Origin of the sequence: Bordetella petrii (assembly GCF_020991325.1) — a bacterium.
GTDB lineage: Bacteria > Pseudomonadota > Gammaproteobacteria > Burkholderiales > Burkholderiaceae_B > Bordetella_A > Bordetella_A petrii_E.
Genome location: NZ_JAJMLX010000006.1, coordinates 23224 through 43905 on the forward strand (window position 1 = coordinate 23224; position 20682 = coordinate 43905).

Annotated in this window: 23 protein-coding genes; 13 read left to right on the forward strand and 10 right to left on the reverse strand. The window is 65.5% G+C overall.

Annotated elements, in window-relative coordinates:
• Positions 1-34: 34 nt before the first annotated feature.
• From LPZ50_RS01560 to LPZ50_RS01570, 3 genes are all read right to left on the reverse strand, one after another.
• A complete protein-coding gene (locus tag LPZ50_RS01560; protein WP_230656814.1) occupies positions 35-1582 on the reverse strand; it encodes an acyl-CoA carboxylase subunit beta in 1548 nt (515 codons plus the stop codon).
• A gap of 130 nt (positions 1583-1712) precedes the next feature.
• Complete coding sequence (locus tag LPZ50_RS01565) at positions 1713-2228, reverse strand: anti-virulence regulator CigR family protein (RefSeq protein ID WP_230656816.1); 516 nt, start codon at positions 2226-2228, stop codon at positions 1713-1715.
• Between the two features lie 194 nt (positions 2229-2422).
• Complete coding sequence (locus LPZ50_RS01570; protein ID WP_230656818.1) at positions 2423-3313, reverse strand: alpha/beta fold hydrolase; 891 nt, start codon at positions 3311-3313, stop codon at positions 2423-2425.
• 135 nt (positions 3314-3448) lie between these two features.
• On the opposite strand from LPZ50_RS01570, the gene LPZ50_RS01575 reads away from it, so the two are divergent.
• A complete protein-coding gene (locus tag LPZ50_RS01575) occupies positions 3449-4330 on the forward strand; it encodes a LysR substrate-binding domain-containing protein (RefSeq protein ID WP_230656866.1) in 882 nt (293 codons plus the stop codon).
• A gap of 44 nt (positions 4331-4374) precedes the next feature.
• Here LPZ50_RS01575 and LPZ50_RS01580 read toward each other — a convergent pair whose 3' ends face one another.
• The 3 genes from LPZ50_RS01580 to LPZ50_RS01590 all read right to left on the reverse strand — a co-directional run bounded on the left by LPZ50_RS01580 (position 4375) and on the right by LPZ50_RS01590 (position 6924).
• The gene (locus LPZ50_RS01580) at positions 4375-5769 is read right to left on the reverse strand and encodes an APC family permease (RefSeq protein ID WP_230656820.1); all 1395 of its coding nucleotides are present in this window, start codon (positions 5767-5769) and stop codon (positions 4375-4377) included.
• Positions 5770-5950: 181 nt separating this feature from the next.
• Entirely contained in the window at positions 5951-6112 is a 162-nt protein-coding gene (locus LPZ50_RS01585) for a hypothetical protein (protein WP_230656822.1), read from the reverse strand.
• 155 nt (positions 6113-6267) lie between these two features.
• On the reverse strand, positions 6268-6924 hold the full coding sequence (locus LPZ50_RS01590) for a flavodoxin family protein (RefSeq protein WP_230656823.1): 657 nt from the start codon (positions 6922-6924) through the stop codon (positions 6268-6270).
• Between the two features lie 124 nt (positions 6925-7048).
• Here LPZ50_RS01590 and LPZ50_RS01595 point away from each other — a divergent pair, with 124 nt between their 5' ends.
• The 8 genes from LPZ50_RS01595 to LPZ50_RS01630 all read left to right on the forward strand — a co-directional run bounded on the left by LPZ50_RS01595 (position 7049) and on the right by LPZ50_RS01630 (position 13658).
• The gene (locus LPZ50_RS01595; RefSeq protein WP_230656825.1) at positions 7049-7951 is read left to right on the forward strand and encodes a LysR substrate-binding domain-containing protein; all 903 of its coding nucleotides are present in this window, start codon (positions 7049-7051) and stop codon (positions 7949-7951) included.
• Between the two features lie 107 nt (positions 7952-8058).
• Complete coding sequence (locus LPZ50_RS01600; RefSeq protein WP_230656827.1) at positions 8059-8619, forward strand: DUF4142 domain-containing protein; 561 nt, start codon at positions 8059-8061, stop codon at positions 8617-8619.
• 194 nt (positions 8620-8813) lie between these two features.
• Positions 8814-9110 (forward strand): hypothetical protein, encoded by a 297-nt coding sequence (locus LPZ50_RS01605; RefSeq protein WP_230656829.1) that lies wholly within the window; start codon positions 8814-8816, stop codon positions 9108-9110.
• Positions 9111-9230: 120 nt separating this feature from the next.
• Positions 9231-10196 carry a tripartite tricarboxylate transporter substrate binding protein gene (locus tag LPZ50_RS01610; RefSeq protein WP_230656831.1) on the forward strand — a complete coding sequence of 322 codons (966 nt, stop codon included), beginning with the start codon at positions 9231-9233 and terminating at the stop codon, positions 10194-10196.
• 24 nt (positions 10197-10220) lie between these two features.
• Positions 10221-11006 (forward strand): GntR family transcriptional regulator, encoded by a 786-nt coding sequence (locus LPZ50_RS01615; protein ID WP_230656832.1) that lies wholly within the window; start codon positions 10221-10223, stop codon positions 11004-11006.
• A 14-nt stretch (positions 11007-11020) separates the two neighbouring features.
• Complete coding sequence (locus LPZ50_RS01620) at positions 11021-12283, forward strand: 3-isopropylmalate dehydratase large subunit (protein ID WP_230656833.1); 1263 nt, start codon at positions 11021-11023, stop codon at positions 12281-12283.
• Entirely contained in the window at positions 12280-12795 is a 516-nt protein-coding gene (locus LPZ50_RS01625; protein WP_230656834.1) for a 3-isopropylmalate dehydratase, read from the forward strand. The genes LPZ50_RS01620 and LPZ50_RS01625 overlap by 4 nt, the downstream gene beginning before the upstream one ends.
• Positions 12795-13658, forward strand: a complete 864-nt coding sequence (locus LPZ50_RS01630) for an isocitrate lyase/PEP mutase family protein (protein ID WP_230656835.1) — start codon at positions 12795-12797, stop codon at positions 13656-13658. Before LPZ50_RS01625 ends, LPZ50_RS01630 begins: the two co-directional genes overlap by 1 nt.
• Before the next feature lie 12 nt (positions 13659-13670).
• On the opposite strand, the gene LPZ50_RS01635 is transcribed toward LPZ50_RS01630, so the two are convergent.
• The gene (locus LPZ50_RS01635) at positions 13671-14876 is read right to left on the reverse strand and encodes an MFS transporter (protein ID WP_230656836.1); all 1206 of its coding nucleotides are present in this window, start codon (positions 14874-14876) and stop codon (positions 13671-13673) included.
• 128 nt (positions 14877-15004) lie between these two features.
• Between LPZ50_RS01635 and LPZ50_RS01640 the strand changes: the two genes are divergently transcribed.
• The 3 genes from LPZ50_RS01640 to LPZ50_RS01650 are packed head-to-tail and all read left to right on the forward strand — an operon-like array spanning position 15005 to position 17540.
• Complete coding sequence (locus LPZ50_RS01640; protein ID WP_230656838.1) at positions 15005-15958, forward strand: diacylglycerol/lipid kinase family protein; 954 nt, start codon at positions 15005-15007, stop codon at positions 15956-15958.
• Entirely contained in the window at positions 15955-16767 is an 813-nt protein-coding gene (locus tag LPZ50_RS01645) for a metallophosphoesterase family protein (protein WP_230656840.1), read from the forward strand. The genes LPZ50_RS01640 and LPZ50_RS01645 overlap by 4 nt, the downstream gene beginning before the upstream one ends.
• Positions 16768-16787: 20 nt before the next feature.
• Positions 16788-17540, forward strand: a complete 753-nt coding sequence (locus tag LPZ50_RS01650; RefSeq protein ID WP_230656842.1) for a phosphatase PAP2 family protein — start codon at positions 16788-16790, stop codon at positions 17538-17540.
• On the opposite strand, the gene LPZ50_RS01655 is transcribed toward LPZ50_RS01650, so the two are convergent.
• From LPZ50_RS01655 to LPZ50_RS01665, 3 genes are read right to left on the reverse strand one after another with little or no spacing between them, the layout of a single operon-like run.
• A complete protein-coding gene (locus LPZ50_RS01655; protein ID WP_419195553.1) occupies positions 17524-17988 on the reverse strand; it encodes an NAD(P)-binding domain-containing protein in 465 nt (154 codons plus the stop codon). The two genes, LPZ50_RS01650 and LPZ50_RS01655, sit on opposite strands and share 17 nt — an antisense overlap.
• An 8-nt stretch (positions 17989-17996) precedes the next feature.
• Positions 17997-18425 carry a PaaI family thioesterase gene (locus LPZ50_RS01660; RefSeq protein ID WP_230656846.1) on the reverse strand — a complete coding sequence of 143 codons (429 nt, stop codon included), beginning with the start codon at positions 18423-18425 and terminating at the stop codon, positions 17997-17999.
• Positions 18425-19036, reverse strand: coding sequence for a TetR/AcrR family transcriptional regulator (locus LPZ50_RS01665; protein ID WP_230656848.1), 612 nt, complete (start codon positions 19034-19036; stop codon positions 18425-18427). The genes LPZ50_RS01660 and LPZ50_RS01665 overlap by 1 nt, the downstream gene beginning before the upstream one ends.
• Positions 19037-19480: 444 nt before the next feature.
• On the opposite strand from LPZ50_RS01665, the gene LPZ50_RS01670 reads away from it, so the two are divergent.
• Positions 19481-20590, forward strand: a complete 1110-nt coding sequence (locus LPZ50_RS01670) for a porin (RefSeq protein ID WP_230656850.1) — start codon at positions 19481-19483, stop codon at positions 20588-20590.
• Positions 20591-20682 lie beyond the last annotated feature (92 nt).

Sequence of the window (20682 nt, forward strand, 5' to 3'; positions counted from 1 at the left end):
GCAAGAAAAGCCCGTATTGCGTGACGCCTTGCGTTCAGGGCCGATAGCGCAACGTCGTCATGCCTGGCTTGCGCAATGGCGCCGCCAGGCTGGCGAAGTCGCACAGAATCGCGCGGGTGTCGCGCGGGTCGATGATTTCTTCGATGACGAAGGCTTCGGCGCTGCGCTGCGGCGACGACAGGCGGCGCAGCCGCTGTTCGATCTCCGCGCGCCGCGCGTCGGGGTCGGGGCTGCTGGCGATGTCGTTCTTGTAAGCCGCTTCTAGGCCTCCTTCGATGGGCAGCGATCCCCAGTTGGCGGAAGGCCAGGCATAGCGCAGCGCGTAACGGCCCTGATGCTGGTGGCCGGCCGCGGCCACGCCGTAGGCCTTGCGCAAAATCATCGTGCACCACGGCACAGTGGTCTGGTAAATGGCCGACAGGGCCCGCACCCCCGACCGCATCACGCCGGACTGCTCGGCTTCCAGGCCGATCTGGAAGCCCGGCACATCCACGAAGTTCACCACCGGCAAATGGAATAGCTGGGCCAAGTCCACGAAACGGGTGAACTTGTCGGTGGTAAGGCGGTCCCACACGCCGCCGTAGTGATAGGGGTCGCTGGCGATCACGGCCACGGGCCAGCCGTCCAGCCGCGCCAGGCCGGTGACGATGCCCTTGCCCCAGTGGCGGCCTATTTCGAAGAACGACTCTTGGTCGAACACGCTCTGCAGAATGGGGCGGATCTTGTACACCTTGCGCGGGTCGCGCGGAATGGCGCTGATCAGGGCTTCGTCGCGGCGGTCCGGCGCGTCGGTGCGCTCGGCGCGTGCCGGCAGTTCGAATACCGATTTGGGCAGGTACGACAGAAAGCGCCGCGCCCTGTCGAAGGCCTCGGCTTCCGACGAAGCCTCGTCGTCCACCACGCCGTTGCGAGTGTGGATGTGGCTGCCGCCCAGTTCATTCTTGCCGATGGGCGCGCCCACGCGCGCCACCACCGGCGGGCCGGCGTTGAACAACTGCGCCGTGTCTTTCACCATGACCGAGTAATGGCTGGCCGCCACGCGCGCCGCGCCCTTGCCGGCCACCGAGCCCAGCGCCAGGCCCACCACGGGCACCAGCGTCAGGTTTTCCGCCACAAGCTGCCAATCACGCATTACCGGCAGCAGCGTATGGCCCTTGGTTTCGATGTTCTTGACCGAGCCTCCGCCGCCGGTGCCGTCCACCAGCCGGATCATGGGCAGTTCCAGGTCGTGCGCCATGCGTTCGGCATGCGCCAGCTTTTCCGATACCGCCCCGTCGTTGGCGCCGCCGCGGATGGTGAAGTCATCGCCCACCAGCACCACGGGGCGGCCGTCGACGCGCGCCCGGCCCATGATCATGTTCGACGGCATGTGAGACACCAGCTTGCCGTCTTCGTCGTAGTCGGCGAAGCCGGTCAGGCTGCCCACTTCGTGGAACGAATCGGGGTCGGCGATGGCCTCTATCCGTTCGCGCACCGTGAGCTTGCCGGCGTCTTTGTGGCGGCGCACTTTTTCTTCGCCGCCCATGTGGCGGGCTAATTGCTTGCGATGCAGCAGTTCATCGACTTCGGGTTGCCAGGTCATCTTGATGGTCTCCTCATCCATCAAGACTGACACCGCACCCTATGGCGGGGCAAATTTGATTTTCAAAATCGGCCCTAAGCGAGGAAAAAGCGCAAGCAAAATCAAAGGCTTGAAATTCTTGCGCGCCCGTTCAGTCGAACACGTCGAACAATACATCCGCGATGATGGCGGTGCCGATGGCTACCAGAATAAGATCGCTGCCGGCCACGCGCCACTCATAGCCGGGGTACACCGGCAAATGGCCCAGCATGGGGCCAGGGACCATTTTCTTGGCGATTCCCGGTGGCAAGGGTTTGCCGCGCGCCAGATTCTTGCGGATGCCGGGAGGCAACGATGAATAGCCGGTCATGCCGTAATCGCTGGCATAGCCCCGGGCAGTGGCGACGCTGATGCCCGCAGTCACCAGCGAGACGTTGACATTGACGTCGTCGCTGCGATAAGCCCCGCCGGAATTACCCTTGCCCTGGTTGCCGCCGCCATTGCCCTTGCCATTGTTGTTGCCATTGCCGTTGTTCTTGCCGTTGCCTTGCCCCTGGCCGGCATTCGCGGGTTTGCCTTTGCCCTCGGGGGGGGCGGCATGCAATGGGCCTGCCAACAGGCTGCTACAGGCCGCGACCAGAATCAGTTTGCGAGCGAAGGTGCGCATGATGGGCTCCTGTTATTGGAATGCGATGCAAGTGTAGGCCCCGGCGGTAACTGGGCAAGCAGATTATCGGTGCCAAGTTTTTCCGAGGTTGCCGAATGTGACACCGCTTCGACGCCAGGCTAAGCGCCCGTGGCGGCGCCGGCTTCCCACCGTACACACTGCGGCCGCCGTAGCGGACAGCGGGCTGCCGGCCGCTAGCGTGGGTGGCAGAACTGCAGGATGGCACGGCTGACCCGTTGGGGCGATTCCCGCTGCGGGAAGTGGCCCACGCCGTCGATGACCAGCCGTTCATAACGTTCCCGGAAGAAATGGTCGCGGCCGAGCGAGCTGTCTGGATGATTGCAGGTATCCGCGCCGCCATGCAGCACCAGGGTGGGCACCGTCAGCACCGGCGGAGGACTCAGGCGGGCTTCATCGTCCGCATATTCGGGGTCTCCTTCGACGAACCCCCAGCGATGGCGGTACGAGTGCAGGACGACGTCCGCCCAATCCTCGCCCTGGAATGCCTGTGCAGCTTGGTCGAAGTCGGTTGGGGAATACCAGCCTTCCGGCGCCCAGGTGTCCCACATCTGGCGGGCAAAGGCGTTCCGGTCTTCCCGCAGAGTGCGTTCGCCGCGCGGGGTTGCCATATACCAGTGGTACCAGTAGTTGCGCGCCTGGTGCAACGGCAAGGCCTGGGAGGCGGAATTGGTTCCGTAGCCCACTGACAGCATCACGAGATGAGACGCCGCGTCTTCGCGCAGGCCGCAAGCATTGGCCGCCGCCCTGGCGCCCCAATCATGGCCCACTAGTACAGGGCGCTGCAGTCGCAGGGCGTCGATGAACTCCAGCAGGTCGCGGCCCAGCGCGGAAAGCTGGCCGCTGCGCGGCGTTGCCGGATGCCGGAACCGGGTGGGAGCGAATCCACGGAGAGCGGGCGCCACGACGCGATGGCCGGCGTCGGCCAGCGCGCTGGCGACAGCTTCCCAGCCCAGGGGACTGTCGGGCCAGCCATGCAACAGCACGAAAGTTTGCCTGCCATGCGGATTCCATTCCAGGTAGGCAATGTCCAGTTTCGGTGTGGCGACAAGCTGGTATGAGTCCATGGCGGGCGCCTCCAGTAGTGGGGAACATGGGTAGCGTACCTGGACGAGGCGGCGGAATTCACAAATAATCGTGGCTGATTCATGATGATTTGTGATGAATATATGACGACGAGTACCTGCGCATCGCTGCATGGAATGCCGTTGGATACGCTGTTGCTGCGTACCTTTATCGAAGTTGTCGACGGGCGCGGCTTTGCCGTTGCCGCCGACAGGCTGGCGTTGACGCCATCCGCCGTCAGCGGACATATCAAGCGCCTCGAGCAGACGGCCGGCGCGACATTGTTGGCCCGCACCACGCGCCAGCTCGAACTCACCCAGGCGGGCGAAACGTTGTACGGTTATGCGCGCAGCATCCTCGACCTGGAGCGCGAGGCGCGCGCGAAGCTGCAGGGCTCGCTGGTGCGGGGCCGCCTGCGGATAGGCGCCTCTGAAGACTTCGCCGCCACCTGGCTGCCGCGGGTGCTTCACCATTTCCGTGGCTGGCATCCCCAGGCGTCCATCGAATTGAAGGTCGGCATCTCGGCCGATCTGCTGCGCCAGATGGAACGGGGTCGCCTTGATATCGTGTTTGGCAAGCAGTGCCGCCGCGTGGAAGGCGAAGGCGAATTGCTGTGGGAAGAACCATTGGTCTGGGCCTGCGCCGTCGGCCAGGGCCCGAACCCGCAGCAGGTGCTGCCGCTGGCGCTTTTCCCCGAGCCGTGCACGTACCGGGAATCGGCGATTGCCGCGCTGGAAAAGGTATCCAGGCCTTGGCAAGTGGTATTCGAAAGCAGCAGCATGGCCGGCTGTGTCTCGGCGGCAATGGCGGGCTTCGCCGTGACCGTGATTGCACGCAGCCAGCTTTGCGACGGCCTGCGGGAAATGGGCAAGGCCGAGCGAATGCCGGCGCTGCCGCCCGCCCGCTTCTATGCGTTTGCGCGCGAGGGTTTGCCGGGCGCCGGGTCCTTGATCGAATCGGCGCGCAAGGTGGGGGCCCACCATCAGTTCCGCACGGCTTCCCGGCCTGCCGCCAAATGAACAGAGCCCCGCAGGGCTCTGTTCAGGACACGGTCAATCGCGCATCATTCCTCGGTCAGGTGCTCCGGGTCGATGTGGTGCGGGTCTTTGCGGTGCACCAGCATGGTAATGCCCCACATGACCACCCCCAGCGCCAGCAGCCAGCCGGCCACCTGGTACTGGATGGGGTCGCGGCCCGTCAGCGGCGTAACCAGGAACAGGCAAGCCGCGGCGCCCAGCACCGACAGGAAGGTGTTGGCACGGAAATGATCATGTTCGACGCGGTCGCGGCGCAGTACCAGTACGGCCACGTTCACGAAGGCGAACACGCCCAGCAGCAGCAGGGCCGTGGTGCCCCCCAGCGCACTGATGGCCTTGGAATTGCTGGCCGACACCAGAATGACCAGGCCCAATGCCAGCGCCGTGGTGAACAGAATGGCCGACCAGGGCGTACGCGTGCGAGTGTGCACGTACGACAGGAACTTGGGCAGCACGCCTTGGCGCGACATGCCGTACAGCAGGCGGCTGGCCATCATCATGTTGATCAGCGCCGAGTTCGCCACGGCGAACATCGAGATGATGGGCATGATGGTTTCCATGGGCAGGTTGGGCGCGGCCCGCTGCACCACCAGCACCAGCGGAGTGGAACTGGCGGCCAGTTCGCCCACCGGAATCAGCGCCACGGCGCAAATCGAAACCAGCACATAAATCACCGCGGTGATGCCCAGGCCGGTCAGCATGACCTTGGGGAAAATCTTGTGCGGCGAATGAGTTTCTTCGGCCATGTTCACCGAGTCTTCGAAACCCACCATGGCGAAGAACGCCAGCGCCGTGGCCGACGTAATGGCCAGGAACACGCTTTTGTTCTCGGGGGTCTCAAACGCCACCACGCGCGAGAAATCCGCCTGGCCGCCCGATATCGCATAGAACCCCAGGCCGATGACCAGCAGCAGGCCGGTCAGCTCGATCAGGGTAAGCACCACGTTGGCCTTCACGCTTTCCGAGACGCCGCGGAAATTGATGATCATCACCAGCAGCATGAAGCCCAGTGCGCCCATGGTCACCAGCACCGGGTCGGCTTCCATGCCCAGGGCCACGAACAGGTTGGCCGAGAAGGCGCGCGAGGCCGTGGCGGCCGAGGTCAGGCCCGAGCACATTACCGTGAAGCACACGATGAATGTCAGGAAGTGGATGCCGAACGCCTTGTGCACGTACAGCGCGGCCCCCGCGGCGCGGGGGTATTTGGTCACTAGTTCCAGATAGGAAAAGGCGGTCAGCAGCGCCACCAGGAAAGCCACCAGGAAAGGAGCCCACGCCGCGCCGCCCACTTCGGCGGCCACCTGTCCGGTCAGGGCATAGACGCCGGTGCCCAGGATGTCACCAATAATGAACAGCAGTAGCAGCTTTGGGCCCATTACCCGTTTCAACGGGGTGTGCTCAGTGCTGTCTTGATTCGACATGCTCCTCTCCTCGGTTTTGTTCAAGGACGCAAGTATGGTCCAGGACCGGCGGATTCGTCGCCCGCTTCTGTGTCACCGATATTAACGAGAGGTATCGAAAACGGGTGCGGAGCAAAGGTTACGCATCAGTAGGGAAGCGGGCCCGATGCGCCGCCTGGCGCGGCCCGCTTATAGGGACGCGTCAGCCCGCGGCGCTGCGGTAGTCGTCCGCGCTGAAAGAAATGGTAGTGCTCGCGGGCGGAGTTGCCGGGGGCGACACCGTGGCGGGGGCGGGTTCCTGGGTGTCGTTCACACCCAGCAAGAACAGTTCGGCGTGCACGAGGGCATCAACAAATTCTGCCATGACAAACTCCTGAATTTCTTTATATATGAAACGGAAGGGAATACAGCGTGTGTGCACCCCGCGATGGCATTGATGGTGCGCCCGCCGCTGGCGGGCCGTCCATTTGTTTTGCTTAATGGCGGCGATTGGCGTTCTTTCCCCCGCGCGTGCCGTGGTTATTCGGTCTTGCCCCATACATAGTGTTCGCGCGGCGTCTCCAGGCGGTAGTCGGTGTAGTGCAGGGAGAAAAATTCGCGGCCCAATTGCTCGGCCGCCTCGAGTGGCCGGCGCGGGTCGCGGGCAACTTCGCCGCGGCTGTTGCCTATGCCATGAACCGTGCCCACGAATTGGGAATGGGTGTAGCGGGCAAATTCCTGGACCTGGTGGGTAATGGCCATGCCCACGCCCGGATAACTTTCTTCCGATGCCAGCGTCAGGCCCAGGCGTTTGCCGGCCATGCGGGCCAGCACTTCCTCGGACCGGGGATGGGCGGCCGCATAGTACGTGAACGACCGGTCGAAGAAGGCCTTGGTTTGCGCCGACATTCCGTACCAGTAGATAGGCGTGCAGAACACAATGCCCTGGGCGGGCAGGAACATGTCCAGGAACAGTTCGGCGTAGCGGTCGTCGGGCTGCGCGGCCTTGCCGCCGCTGCGTTCGTCCTGCAAGAAGCCATTGATGAAGTCGTCCAGGAAATGCATTGCCGCGGAACTGCCGGCCTGCCGCGCGCCGCGTTGCACGGCCTGGGCCAGCAGGGCGCTGTTGCCATTGCGCCGTGGGCTGCCAACCAGGATCAGCAGCGAGCCGGGGGTGAGGGGTTCAGGTGAATTCATCTAATCTTCCGGGAAAGGATCGAAGGGGTCTAGGTACGAATAGAATGTATGCATCATCGGCCCAGGGAACAATCGAATAAAGATTGCCCTGGATGAATTCATTTCATCTGAATAAAGGCACGCGATGTTTGCCCACCTGCCCGTTGCGGCTTTGCGCGCGTTCGAGTCGGCCGCCCGGCTGCAAAGTTTCAAGCAAGCCGCTGCAGAGCTGCACGTGACGCCCACCGCCATCTCGCACCAGATGAAAAACCTGGAACACCGCCTGGGCATGCCGCTGTTCGAGCGCCGCGCGCGCGGAGTCAGTCTGACGCCGGGCGGGCAGGCGCTGTTCCGCTGTGTGCACGGCGCATGGCTGGATATCGCGCAAACGCTGCAGCGCCTGCAGCCGCAGCTCAGCGCGAATGCGCTCAACGTGTCCACCACCCATTCATTCACTGCCTTGTGGCTGGTGCCGCGCCTGGGGCGTTTTCACGAAGCCTGGCCGCAGTACCAAGTGCGCCTGTCCAGCACGCCCGCCGTGGTGGATTTGAGCCAGGACGCCACGGTGGACGTGGCCATCCGCTATGGCACGCAGCAGTATCCAGACCTGACCGCCATGTGCTCCATGCAGGAGCGCTTCGGCGTGTATGGCGCGCCGTCCTGTGTGGCAGGCATCGGGCCGGGCAAGCGTCCACCGCTGATCAGCGTGCATTGGCAAGATTCGCGCCTGTACGAAAGCGGCTGGCGTACCTGGTGCCGGCGCGCCGGCCTGGGCTGGATGCGCGCCCGCGGCCCCGACCGCCTGTATGAAGAAGAGGCCTACGCCTTGCAGGCTGCGGTGGCCGGCCAGGGCCTGGTGCTGGCAAGTTCGATCATGGCGTCCGGCTTGTTGGCAAACGGGCTGCTGGTGCCGTACCGGCCAGACGTCGACGTGCCGGGCGCGGCCTACACGGCATTGTGCGCCCCTGGCCGCGAGCGCCACCCGCCAGTGCGCGCGTTCCTGCAATGGCTGGCGCATGAGATGCGCCCAGCCCGTGCCGCGGGCTGAGGGTCCGCCGGGCACATGGTTTGCTGCGGGAATGTGGATTCGCCGGTTCCGGCCGGCAGTGTGTCCATATCTCTGCCACGTGCAGACGCATCGCAACGGAGGCCCCGATGAAGCTACGGAATATGACGCTAGGCGCGCTGATGGCAGCCGCAATGTTGGCGGCGGCGGCCGGCATGGCCCAGTCCCAGCCCGCCGCGCCGGCATCCGGCGCCGCCGCCCAGCAGCTCGATGATGCCGACCAGGGCTTTCTGGAAAACGCCGCCCAGCTCGGCCACGCCGAGATCGAGGGCGCGCGCATGGCCCAGGAAAAAGCATCCAATCCGGACGTCAAGGCATTTGCCGAGAAAATGGTCCACGACCACACCAAAGTGGGCAACGAGTTGAAGACGCTGGCCCAGGCCAAAGGCTATACGCTGCCCGCGGAGCCCTCGCTGCTGCAGCAGGCCAAACTCAAGACCCTGACCCTGACCGACGATGGTTTCGATGAAATGTATGCCGACCAATTGGGCGTGTCGGCGCATGAAGACGCGGTGAAGCTGTTCCAGGACGCCTCGGCCAACGCCAAGGATCCCCAGATCAAGGCCTTCGCCGCCGAGCATCTGCCGGCCCTGCAGGATCATCTCAAGATGGCGCGGGACATCAAGCAGCAGGTGACGGCCCGCAAGTAGCGCTTTGGTAGGGTTGCGTTGCAATTAGGCGTGGCATTCGCGCAATACCCGATTGCGGCAAGCGCTGGATAGGAGTATTCATTGAGTTAACAACAGTTCAATAGTTCGCGAGACAACCCACTGGCGTTCGCGACGGACCGGGCGGAACAGCCCGGCCATGCCGCGACACCAGGCCGGATAGCTAGGAGGGGCTTATGGCAGTGGTGTATGTGGAGTTCGAACGGGAGCGCGCCAGCAAGGTGCGTTCGGCCCAGAAGGTGCAGCGCCGCGCGCGCCCGGCACCCAGGCGTGCCGGCGACAGCCGGTACGCCTTCATGACATGTCTTCTGCTCGCGCCCCTGGCCGGCTTGGCCGCGCCGCTATATGCGGTGCCGTGGCTGGGCGAGCCCGCCGGCTGGGCCGTGGCGGGAGCCGGACTGCTGGCCTGTGTGCTGCTGCTGTTCCGCCTGGCCATGCACGAGGCCGACCGCGCGCGAGATAGCGGCCAGTAACCTCCGGGGCGGGTACGGACGTACCCGGCCTCATTACCCATCCTTTCGCTTGCTTGTGGCCCCGGAAGTGCTTCCGGTATACTTGTATTGTCATCAATACAACATACCAGGAGACACATCATGCAGGGATTGCAACGCATGGCCTTGGGCTGCGCGCTGTTTGGGGCGCTTGCGCTGCCGCTGGCCCCGGCCGCCGCACAGGGCGATGCCATCAAGCTGGTGGTGGGCGCGCCGCCGGGAGGCACTACCGATACCGTGGCGCGCAGCATCGCCCAGCATATGTCCCTGGACCTGAAGCGCACGGTGCTGGTCGAGAACAAGCCGGGTGCCGGCGGGAACATCGCCGCCGACTACGTCGCCAAAAGCAACCCGGACGGCAATACGTTGCTGGTCACGTTCACCAGTTTTTCCATCAATGCCACGCTGTACCGCAACCTGCCGTTCGATCCGGTGAAGGATTTCACTCCGATCAGCATGCTTGCCAATGTGCCCAGCGTACTGGTGACCCGCAAGGATTTCCCGGCCCAGTCCATGCCTGAGTTCGTGTCGCTGGTAAAGGCCAATCCGGGCAAGTACACCATGGCCCTGGGCGCCATCGGTTCGTCGCTGCACATGGCGGGCGAGCGCATGAAAATGATGACGGGCATGGACATCCTGAACGTGCCCTACAAGGGCACGGCGCCCGCCATCAATGATCTGCTGGGCGGGCAGGTGGACATGATGTTCGCCAGTTCCCTGAATGCCATGCCCCAGGTCAAGACCGGCGCGCTGAAGGCCCTGGGCGTTACCAGTCCGAAGCCGCTGCCGCAATTTCCTGGCGCGCCGCCCATCAGCGATACCATCAAGGGTTTCGAATCCAACGCATGGTTTGCCCTGTTTGGCCCGGCCAAGCTGCCGCCTGAAACGCTGGCCATGCTGAACGCCGCGGCGCGCAAGGCGGTGGACACCCCCGAATTCCGCCAGTTGCTCGAACGCGAGGCGGCATCGGCGGTAAGCAGCACGCCCGAAGAACTGGATGCCTTCGTGCGCAAAGACATCGAACGCTACGCCGAGATCGTCAAGTTCACCGGCGCCACGGTCGATTGACCTTCCCACAACCGGAGACCCGCCGTGCCTGATAGTCCGCTGCCCCTGTATCACAAGGTGTACTTGTTGCTGAAGCAGCGGCTGTTGGCGGGCGGTTTCGCGCTGGACGCGGCCATGCCGGGTGAAAACGCGCTGGCGGCGGAATATGGCGTATCGCGCCTTACCATCCGGCGCTCGCTCGATGCACTGGAATCCGAAGGGCTGGTGCAGCGCCGCCAGGGCCGGGGCACCTATGCGGCCGCCCCGGCGTCGCTCTCCGCCCCTCCGCACAGTTCGGACATCGACGCCCTGATGGCGCACCTGGCCGACATGGGCATGCAAACCCAGGTGCGCCTGCTGGAACTCGAAACCCTGCCCGCCGCGCCCCATGTGGCGGCGCGGCTCGAGTTGCAGGTTGGCGTGCCGGTGCAGCGCGCGGTGCGCGTGCGCAGCCACCAGGGTCTGCCGTTTTCGTACCTGACCACCTACGTGCCAGGTGATATTGCCGAGCGCATACGCCGCAAAGATCTCGGGTCCAAGCCGTTGCTGGCCATTTTTCGCGAACTGGGCGTGCGGGTGGCGCGAGCCCAGCAATCGATATCGGCCGTGCTGGCCGAGCCCGCCTCCGCGGTGGCGCTGGACGTACCGGCGGGGTCGGCGCTGCTCAGCCTGCATCGCGTGGTGCGCGACGAGGCCGACCGGCCGGTGGAGTGGCTGCACGCCCTGTATCGGCCCGACCGCTATGAATACCGTATGAACATGCAAGCCCACGACATGCCCGGCCAGCCCACCTGGCTGCCGGCCGGCACGCCGTCGCGGGCAAGCGCTTGAAAAGGCCCGTAGCCATGCCTGCCCAGACCCTGGCCCAGAAACTGCTGGCCGCCGCGGCCGGCCGCGACGCGGTACGTATTGGCGAAATCGTGACCTGCAAGGTCGACCTCGCCATGTTCCATGATTCCAGCGGGCCGCGCCGCTTGAAGCCCATGCTGGAAGAACTCGGCACGGGCCTCTGGGACCGTTCCAGGGTGGTGCTGGTTATGGACCACTACGTGCCCGAAGCCGATGACGAGTCGCGCCGCATCGTGAAAATAGCCCGCGACTGGGCGCGCGAACAGGCGCTGCCCCATGTGTATGATTCGGTGGGCATCTGCCATGTGGTGGTGCCCGAGCACGGCCATGTGCGCCCGGGCATGTTCTGCGTGGGCGGCGATTCGCATTCGCCCACCGGGGGCGCCTTTGGCGCCTATATGTTCGGGGTGGGCAGCACCGAGATGCTGGGGGCGGTGGCCAGCGGCGAGATCTGGATGCGCGTGCCCGACACGCTCATGCTGCGCTGGAACGGCCGCCTGCAGGCTGGCGTTACCGCCAAGGACATGATGCTGCACACGATCGGCCGCTACGGCATGAACGGCGGGCGCTACCAGGCCGTGGAGTTCTGCGGCGAGGCGGTGCGCGCGCTGTCCATGCAGGAACGCATGACACTGTCGAACATGGCGGCCGAGCTCGGGGCCCAGGCAGGCCTGGTGGCGCCCGATGAAACCACGGTGCAGTATCTGCGCCAGGCCGGGGTTGCCGACGTGGACCTGGCCGGCTGGCAGTCCGACCCGGACGCCGATGCGCAATGGCACGAGTTTGACGCCGCCACGCTGGATCCCCACGTGGCGGCACCCCACAGCCCGGCGAATTCCGCGCCTGTGCAGGATTATCCCGATACCCTGGTGCAAGTGGCTTATATAGGCGCCTGTACGGGGGCGAAGCTCGACGATCTGCGGGCGGCCGCAAGCATCCTGCGGGGCCGGCATATCGCGCCGGGCGTCAGCCTGATGGTGGCGCCGGCCAGCCAGCGCGACCAGGCCGCGGCCCAGGCCGAGGGCGTGCTGCCCGCGCTGATGCAGGCCGGGGCCACGCTGCTGCCGACGTCGTGCGGGGCCTGTTCGGGTTACGGCGGCTCGATTCCCGAAGGCGCCAATGTCATTTCCACGACGGCGCGTAATTTCAAGGGCCGCATGGGGGCCGCCACCGCCCAGGTGTACCTGGCGTCTCCCTACACCGTGGCGGCGTCGGCACTGGCCGGCCGCATTGCCGACCCCCGCAAGGTACTCGCATGAGCGACATCCACACTGTCTGGCGCGTCGGCGACGATGTCGATACCGACCAGTTGGCGCCCGGCGCCTATATGAAGTTCGGCATCGCCGACATCGCAAGCCATTGCCTGGAAGGGGTGCGTCCCGACTTCGCGGGCGGTGTGCGGCCCGGCGACGTGCTGGTGGCCGGGCGCAATTTCGGCATCGGCTCGTCGCGCGAGCAAGCCGCTTCCGCCCTGGTGCAACTGGGGGTGAAGGCGGTCATCGCTTCCAGCTTCAGCGGCCTGTACTTCCGCAACGCCTTCAATGTGGGGCTGTTGTTGCTGATCTGCGCGCGCGCGGATGAAATCGCCGAAGGCGAGCAAGTGCGTATCGACCTGGACGGTCCATGGGTAGTGCGCGCCGATGGCACCGCCTTGCCGTGCGAGCCCGTGCCGGGGTTCCTGCTCGACATGGTGCAGGCCGGTGGCCTGCTCATGCAGCTCAAGCGCCGCCTGGCCGACGGCTCCCTGCCACGCCATCCCCTGAAAGCCTGATGCATATCCATACCCTGAAACAGAAACTGGCCGCCGGCCAGGCCGTGCTGGCGCCTGGCGTCTACGACGCGCTGTCGGCGTTGATCGCCGAACAGGCCGGTTTCGATGCCCTGTACCTGTCGGGCGCGTCCATCGCCTATTCGCGGCTAGGCCGCTCCGACGTGGGCCTGACCACCTACACGGAAGTCGAGGACACCCTGGCCCGCATTACCGAGCGCGTGCGCTGCCCGGTCATCGTCGACGGCGATACGGGCTTCGGCAATGCCCTGAATGTGCAGCGCACGGTCCGCGGCTTCGAGCGCGCCGGCGCCGCCATGATCCAGCTGGAAGACCAGGGTTTTCCCAAACGCTGCGGCCACCTGGCCGGCAAGTCGCTGGTAGCCGTGGAAGAAATGTGCGGCAAGCTGCGCGCCGCGCTCGATGCGCGCGCCGATGCGGGCACACTGATCCTGGCCCGCACCGACGCCGTGGCGGTCGAAGGCCTGGACGCCGCTTTCGAGCGCGCCGAGCGTTACCTGGAATGCGGCGTGGATGCGATTTTCATCGAGGCGCTGCGGTCGCCCGAGCAACTGGACGCCGCCTGTACCCGGTTTGCCGGCCGTGTCCCCTTGCTGGCCAACATGGTGGAAGGCGGCCAGACCCCCATCGAAAGCGCCCAGGCCCTGGCGCGCCGGGGGTTCCGGATCGTGATCTTTCCAGGCGGCACGGCGCGGGCGGTGGCGCATACGCTGCAGGCGTACTACGGCAGCTTGCGCAGCCACGGCACCACGGCGCCGTGGCGCGAGCGCATGCTGGATTTCGACCAGCTCAACGACCTGATCGGCACGCCCGCCCTGATGGAAACCGGCCGCCGCTACAGCTAGGCGGCCCGCCCGCTAGGTCTTTTTCTCGGCCGCCGATGGGTTGCCGCGGGGCAGCCAGTGCCAGAATACCGCTGCCGCGGCCAGCCCGAAGGTGCCCATGGCGGCCACGGCCGCGGCCAGTGAAACCAGGGCGGTAATGGCCGACAGCACGACGGGGCCCAGGCTGCTGCCCAGGTCGGACACCAGCCGCCAGATACCCAGGAATTCGGTGCGGCCCGATGCCGGGGCGGAATCCGCGCCCAGGGTCATGACAATGCCCGAACCGATGCCGTTGCCCATGCCCAGCAGCATCGACACGATCACGAAGCCGATGACACCGGTGGTCAGGGACGTGCCCAGCAGCGCGAAACCCATCAGCAGGGTGGAGGGAACGGCGACCCACAGGCGGCCGCGCCGGTCCATCAGCGTGCCGGCCGGGTAGAACACCGACATGTCGATGGCGGCCACCAGGCCGTAGATGATGGAGGTCGTGGTGGGGTTGATGCCCAGGTGGTCGGCCCACAGCGGAATGACCACCTGGCGCGAGGCGCGTACCGCGCTGACAAGCAGGATGCCCAGGCCCAGGGTCACGAATACGTTGCGGTGTGCGCGGGCAACTTCCAGCAGCCGGGGCCTGGGCTGGGCCGCGCCGCTGGCCCGGCCGGGCGGCGCCATGTCGGGTGCCAGGTATGCGATCAGCCCGGCCCCCGCCATGGCTACCGCGGCGACCCAGTAGGCGCCCTGCAGGCCCATGAAGTGGATAAGGGCCGCGCCGGCGAACGGCCCCACAAATACGCCTATGCGCATGGTGCCCGCCAGTGTCGACAAGGCGCGCGCCCGCATGTACACGGGCACGGCATCGATCATGTACGTCTGGCGCGCCAGCATGAACACCGATGAAGCCATGCCTATCAGGAAAACGCCCGCGGCCAGCATCCAGGCGTGGCCGGCGAAAATGCACAACAGCAAGGCCAGCACGCTGATCAGGGCGGCACCCATCATGGAATGCCGCTCGCCATAGCGCGAGGTGAACAGCGCGGCGGGGATATTGCTGACCAGCGAGCCTATGCCTATCAGTGCCACGATCAGGCCCGACGCGGCCACCGAGGCGCCCAGGTCGCGAGCGGTAAGCGCCACTACCGGCAGGATGGCGCCATTGCTGACACCGTAAAGAACCGAAGGGCCGAATGCCGGGACGGCTATTTTTTTCAGGCTGAAGGAAGCGTCGCGGTTCGACACGATGAAGGGCGGAAAATGGCCAGCCCGATATTCTACCCGTGCGCCGCGCGGCGCTCCTTCTGCACCGTGTGCCTGCAGGCGGCCGCGCGACTTGCCGTCGAGGGCGGCGGCACGCTATCTTTGTGCCCATGACTCTCCCCCGCCTCAATGGCCAAGAGCCGTTTTTCATTGTCCAGAACACCGGCTCGGGCCGGGACGATGCCAATGCCGTGCAAGCCACGATCCGGCAGGTGCTGGATGCGGCGGGCCGCCGCCATGAACTGTTTCCCGTCGACGATGGCGGGCAGTTGCCCAGCGCTGCGCAGGCCGCCGTCGAGCGTGCCCGCGAGCAGGGCGGCATCGTGGTCGCGGCCGGGGGCGACGGCACTCTCAGCGCCGTAGCGCAGGTGGTGCTGGGCACGGGGCTGCCGTTCGGCATTCTGCCGCAGGGCACATTCAACTATTTCGGCCGCACCTACGGAATCGCGCAAGATACCGAAATCGCCGCGCGCTGCCTGCTGGCGGCTCAGCCGCAGGCCGTGCAAGTGGGCCTGCTCAATGACCAGGTCTTTCTCATCAATGCCAGCCTGGGCCTGTATCCGCAATTGCTGGAAGACCGCGAGGCCTATAAGCAGCGCTACGGGCGCAGCCGCTACGTCGCGCTGTGGTCGGCCTTGGTTACCCTGGCGCGGGCGCACCGGCGGCTGGCCGTGCAGCTCGAACACGAGGGCCATACACGTTCCTTGCGCACCCCCACGGTGGTGGTGGGCAACAATGCCCTGCAGCTCGAGCAGGTGGGTATCGCCGAGGCCGGCGAACTCGCTCGCGGCCGGCTGGTGGCAATGGGGGTAAAGCCTGTCGGGACGTTGGCCTTGTACGGTCTGGTGCTGCGGGGCTGGCTCAGCCGCCTGGGCGATGCCGACCACGTATTCAGCTTCGGCTTCGACCGCCTGACCGTGCGCGTGGGCCGCAGCCCGCGCCGCATCAAGGTGGCCATGGACGGCGAAATCCAGTGGCTGAATACGCCACTGATGTTTACCGTGTCGCCGCAGCCCCTGTACTTGCTGGTCCCGCCCGAGGCGCAACGCATGGAACGCGCATGACGCGCATCCTGCATATTTCCGACACGCATTTCGGCACCGAGCGCGAGCCGGTCGTGCACGCGCTGCTGGCCCTGGCGGCTGAACTGCAGCCCGAATTGGTGCTGTTGGGCGGGGATATCACGCAACGCGCCAGGCGTGGCCAGTTCGCCGCCGCCCGCCGCTTCGTGCAGGCGCTGCAGCGCCCGGTGCTGGCGGTGCCGGGCAACCACGATATCCCGTTGTTCAATCTGGCGGCGCGTCTGCTCAACCCCTATGGCGCATATCGCCGCGCTTTGGGGGCCAATCTGGAACCGGTGGTGGAAACTTCCACGCTGCTGGCCATAGGCGTTAATTCCACCCATCCGCGCCGCCACAAGAATGGCCAGGTCTCGCGCGCGCAGGTGCAGCGCGTGGCGCAGCGCCTGCGCGGGGCCGGCCCGGATGTGCTGCGCGTGGTGGTGCTGCACCATCCGGTACGCGCGGCGGTGGAAAGCGATCAGAGCAACTTGCTGCTTGGACGCGAACTGGCCGTGCCGGCCTGGGTGGACGCCGGTGCCGACCTAATTCTGGGCGGGCATATCCATTTGCCGTATATCCTGCCCGTTCATGGCGCGGCGGGCACCGTGCCGCGCCAGGCCTGGACCATGCAGGCGGGAACCGCGGTGTCGCACCGGGTGCGCGCCGGCATTACCAATTCGGTGAATGTGATAGACCACCGGATCGAACAGGGGCGGCATCAGTGTTCCGCCCAGCGGTGGGACTACTCCGGCCAGGCCGGCGAGTTCCAGCAAGTGTCCGTCCAAACCCTGGATCTGCAGCGCGGCGCCTAGGCGCGCGCGCTCTTGTACTGATGGAAGCCTTCGCCGACTGGGTCGCCGCCTATCCCTTATTGATATTCATCACTGTGCCCGCGATGGCAGGCTGGTGCGCGTGGCGTCTGGGACGCCGTTTCGGGCCGGGCAGGAGTGCGCGGCCGGCCTGGGTGTGCTGGGGGGTGGCCGCGGCAGCAGGCCTGGTGTTTCTTGCCCTGGCTTTGGCCATGAGCCTGGATACCGGACTGGTGAACCTGGATAACGCCCTGGCCGGCTCGCTAAGCCTGACGATGCCGCCGTCGCTGCTATGGCTGCTGTCGTGGTTCACCTATCTGGGCGACCGCAATCTGCTGACCGTCATCGCGGTGGGAATGACCCTGGCCCTGCTGTGGCGCCGCGAATGGGGCGTGGCGCTGGCGTGCGCCATTGCCACGGGCGGGGCGGGGGCGCTCAACCAACTGCTCAAGCACTTGTTCCAGCGCGTGCGGCCAGAGCACGTGCACGGTTTCGTCAACGCCGATGGATGGAGTTTTCCCAGCGGCCACGCGTCGGCGGCGCTGGCTGTCTACGGATTCGGCTGCTACCTGCTGCTGCGGGCGACACGGCCGCGCTGGCACCCGCATTGCCTGGCTGGCGCCGCGATCCTGATCGCCGCGATCGGCGTCAGCCGCATCCTTTTGCAGGTGCACTATCTTAGTGACGTCGTTGCCGGCTTTGCGCTCAGCCTGATGTGGCTGGCGCTTTGCCTGGCCGGCGCCGAGCGCGTGCAGGCGCTCAGGCGGCCTGCATAGCCCGCGCCACCGCCTGCGCATCGCCGGCATCGAAACAGCGGCGCAATAGCCGGGCCAGCGCGGCCGGGTCCTGGGCGTCCGTCACTATATAGCCGGCCCCCGCCGCCTCCAGGGCCCGGCGCAGGCCTGCATCCTGGGCGGCTGGCAGCGGAGCCAGGTTCCAGACCAGTTTGCCCTGGACGTCGGCGCCCACCTGGCCGTCGCTGAAGCGCTCCAGCGTGCGGTCGATTTCACGCTGGCATGGCAGGGCCAGCAAGACCAGATCCGATTCGCGCAGGACTTCGCCAGCCGTGGCGGCCAGGGTGGCCGCGCCGCGAAAGGCCTCGCATTGCGCAACGGCCGTGTCGAATACAGTCAGGGCCAGGTCCGCCGGTCCGTCGGCCAGCAGCTTGCGGGCGGCCGCGGCGCCGGCGCTGCCCAGGCCGACGATGCCGATGCGCGAAATAATCAGTGTATTCATGGCGCGGGTACCGACCAGGTGCTGACAATGTGGGCGACGGGATCCTGGCTGTGTTCGCCGCGCAGCATGACCTCGCCCGCCGCCAGCCGTCCGGTCTTGAGCAGGCGTGCCTCGGCGACGACAGCTCCCGCCGGGCTCTTGCGCAGGAAATTGATGGTCAGGCTGGCGGTTACCGCGCCAGCCTGGCCGGTTGCGCCCACCACGGCGGCATACAGCGCCAGGTCGGCCAGGCCCATCAGCATCGGGCCGGCCACGATGCCGCCCAGCCGCTGGTGGGCGGCGCGCGCCGGCAGCACGGCGCGTGCAGTGCCGAAGCCGATGTCGGTTACCTGCACCCCCAGCACTTCGGCAAACGGGTGCTGTTCGGCCAGCAACTGGTGGAATTCCGCTACGGTCATGCGCGGTTGAGGGGGCGAAGAGGGCATCAGCGTTGCTCCAGGGTGGTGCAGAAACCTTCCAGCAGCCCGTTGGCCTGCTGGCCCAGCGACTTCAGCCGGCGCGTATGGAACAGCAGCAGCAGACCCATCAAGTATGTGAATGCTTGCATCTGCTCGACGGCCACAATCTCGTCCGGCCATGATTTCGACTTGCGCAGGCCCTTGCCCAATTGGTCCACGCAATCGCGCAACCGGGCATTCAGGCGGTCGTCCATGTCGCGGCCCAGGCCGCGCGGCCCCAGGCCCTGGAAAAGATACATGCCCAGGGAGAATTCGGTATCGCGCCTGGCGTAGTACTGGAAAAAGGCTTCGATGACGCGCCTGGCCGCGCCGGGCGCGCTGCCATGCAGCGCGCCTTCCAGATGTTCGTGCAGGCGCGCCAGCGAGGCTTCCAGCAATTCGGCATAAATGGCTTCCTTGCCCGCGAACCAGGGGTAGATGGCTCCGGTGGTGCAGCCGGCTTCCTTGGCAATGGCGCGCACCGTGGTCTTTTCAAGTCCGTCGCGCTGGAATACGCGCTGCGCCGCATCCAGGACCAGTTGGCGGCGCAGGGCGGTCAATTGCTGGGCGCGCGGCGAGTCGGCGGCGGGCGAGGGCATGGCGGCAGTCAGGTAAGAAATATATCAACGGTTTTATTAAATAACGTTGTTATTGATAACGCAATAAGGGACGCATTAGTCGCTGTCATCACCCCCCGGAGCCTGTATCCATCCGCTACCAGGCTGTATCAACTATTGTGCAACGTTACGCCGGCCCGATCCTCGCCCGGCTGGAAATATGCGGGTAACTGCCCAGAAAGGCGCGCGGATATTGGCTTCGGCCTTTGTTCAGGGTTAACACTGATACGTATCCGCCCAGATACAGGCAATGTTGCGAAATCCCCACAGCGCCCGCCCGCAACCTGCACTTTTATGAGCCCTACCGTAGCCAGTCCCGGGGTTTTTTGATGCAATAGCGTCAACTTCCCTTCGCGGAGTTAGGGGGGCGGCAGGCTGACGCAAGCGTTGCTGCTCTTGTCACTCAAATCAACGGAGATTTCTTAAATGAAAAAGACTCTGCTCGCTGCCGCCCTGCTCGCCGGTTTCGCCGGTGTGGCCCAGGCAGAAACCTCGGTCACGCTGTACGGTATCATCGACACCGGTATCGGCTACAACAAGGTCAAGGGCGACGGTTTCGACGCCAGCCGCATCGGCATGATCAACGGCGTGCAGAACGGTTCGCGCTGGGGCCTGCGTGGCACCGAAGATCTGGGTGACGGCCTGCAAGCCGTGTTCCAACTGGAAAGCGGCTTCAGCTCCAGCAACGGTAACTCGGCTCAAGGTGGCCGCCTGTTCGGTCGCCAAGCCACCATCGGTCTGCAAAGCGACAGCTGGGGCCGTCTGGACTTCGGTCGTCAAACCAACATCACCTCGAAGTACTTCGGCTCGATCGATCCGTTCGGCGCTGGTTTCGGCCAAGCCAACATCGGTATGGGCATCAGCGCCGCCAACACGGTTCGCTGGGACAACATGGTCATGTACCAAACCCCGTCCTACAGCGGCTTCCAGTTTGGCGTTGGCTACTCGTTCAGCGTGGATGACGAAGGCGGTTCCGACCGCGTCGGCTTCCAAACCGCCAACAACGTCCGCGGCATCACCACCGGCCTGCGCTACGTGAACGGCCCCCTGAACGTCGCCCTGACGTACGACCAGCTGAACGCTTCGAACAACCAGCTGCAAGACGAAGTTGACGCCACCCCCCGTTCGTACGGCATCGGCGCTTCGTACGACTTCGAAATCCTGAAGCTCTCGCTGGCCTACGCCCGCACCACCGACGGCTGGTTCGGCGGCCAAGGCATCAACGGCATCAGCAGCGGCGACAGCCTGGTTTCGAACGCCTTCGCTGACGGCTTCAAGGCCAATTCGTACATGGTCGGCCTGTCGGCCCCCATCGGCGGCGCCAGCAAGCTGTTCGGTTCGTGGCAAATGGTTGATCCCAGCAACGACCGCCTGACCGGCGACGACGAGAAGATGAACGTCTTCTCGCTGGGCTACACCTACGACCTGTCCAAGCGCACCAACCTGTACGCCTACGGTTCGTACGCCGACAGCTACGCCTTCATCGACGAGCTGAAGAGCACCTCGGTCGGCGTCGGTATCCGTCACCGCTTCTAATCGGCCGCGGGGCGCAAGCCTCGCCACGATTCCAAGCGTGCAGGCGGGCCTCGGCCCGCTTGCGAAAAGCCACCCCTCGGGGTGGCTTTTTT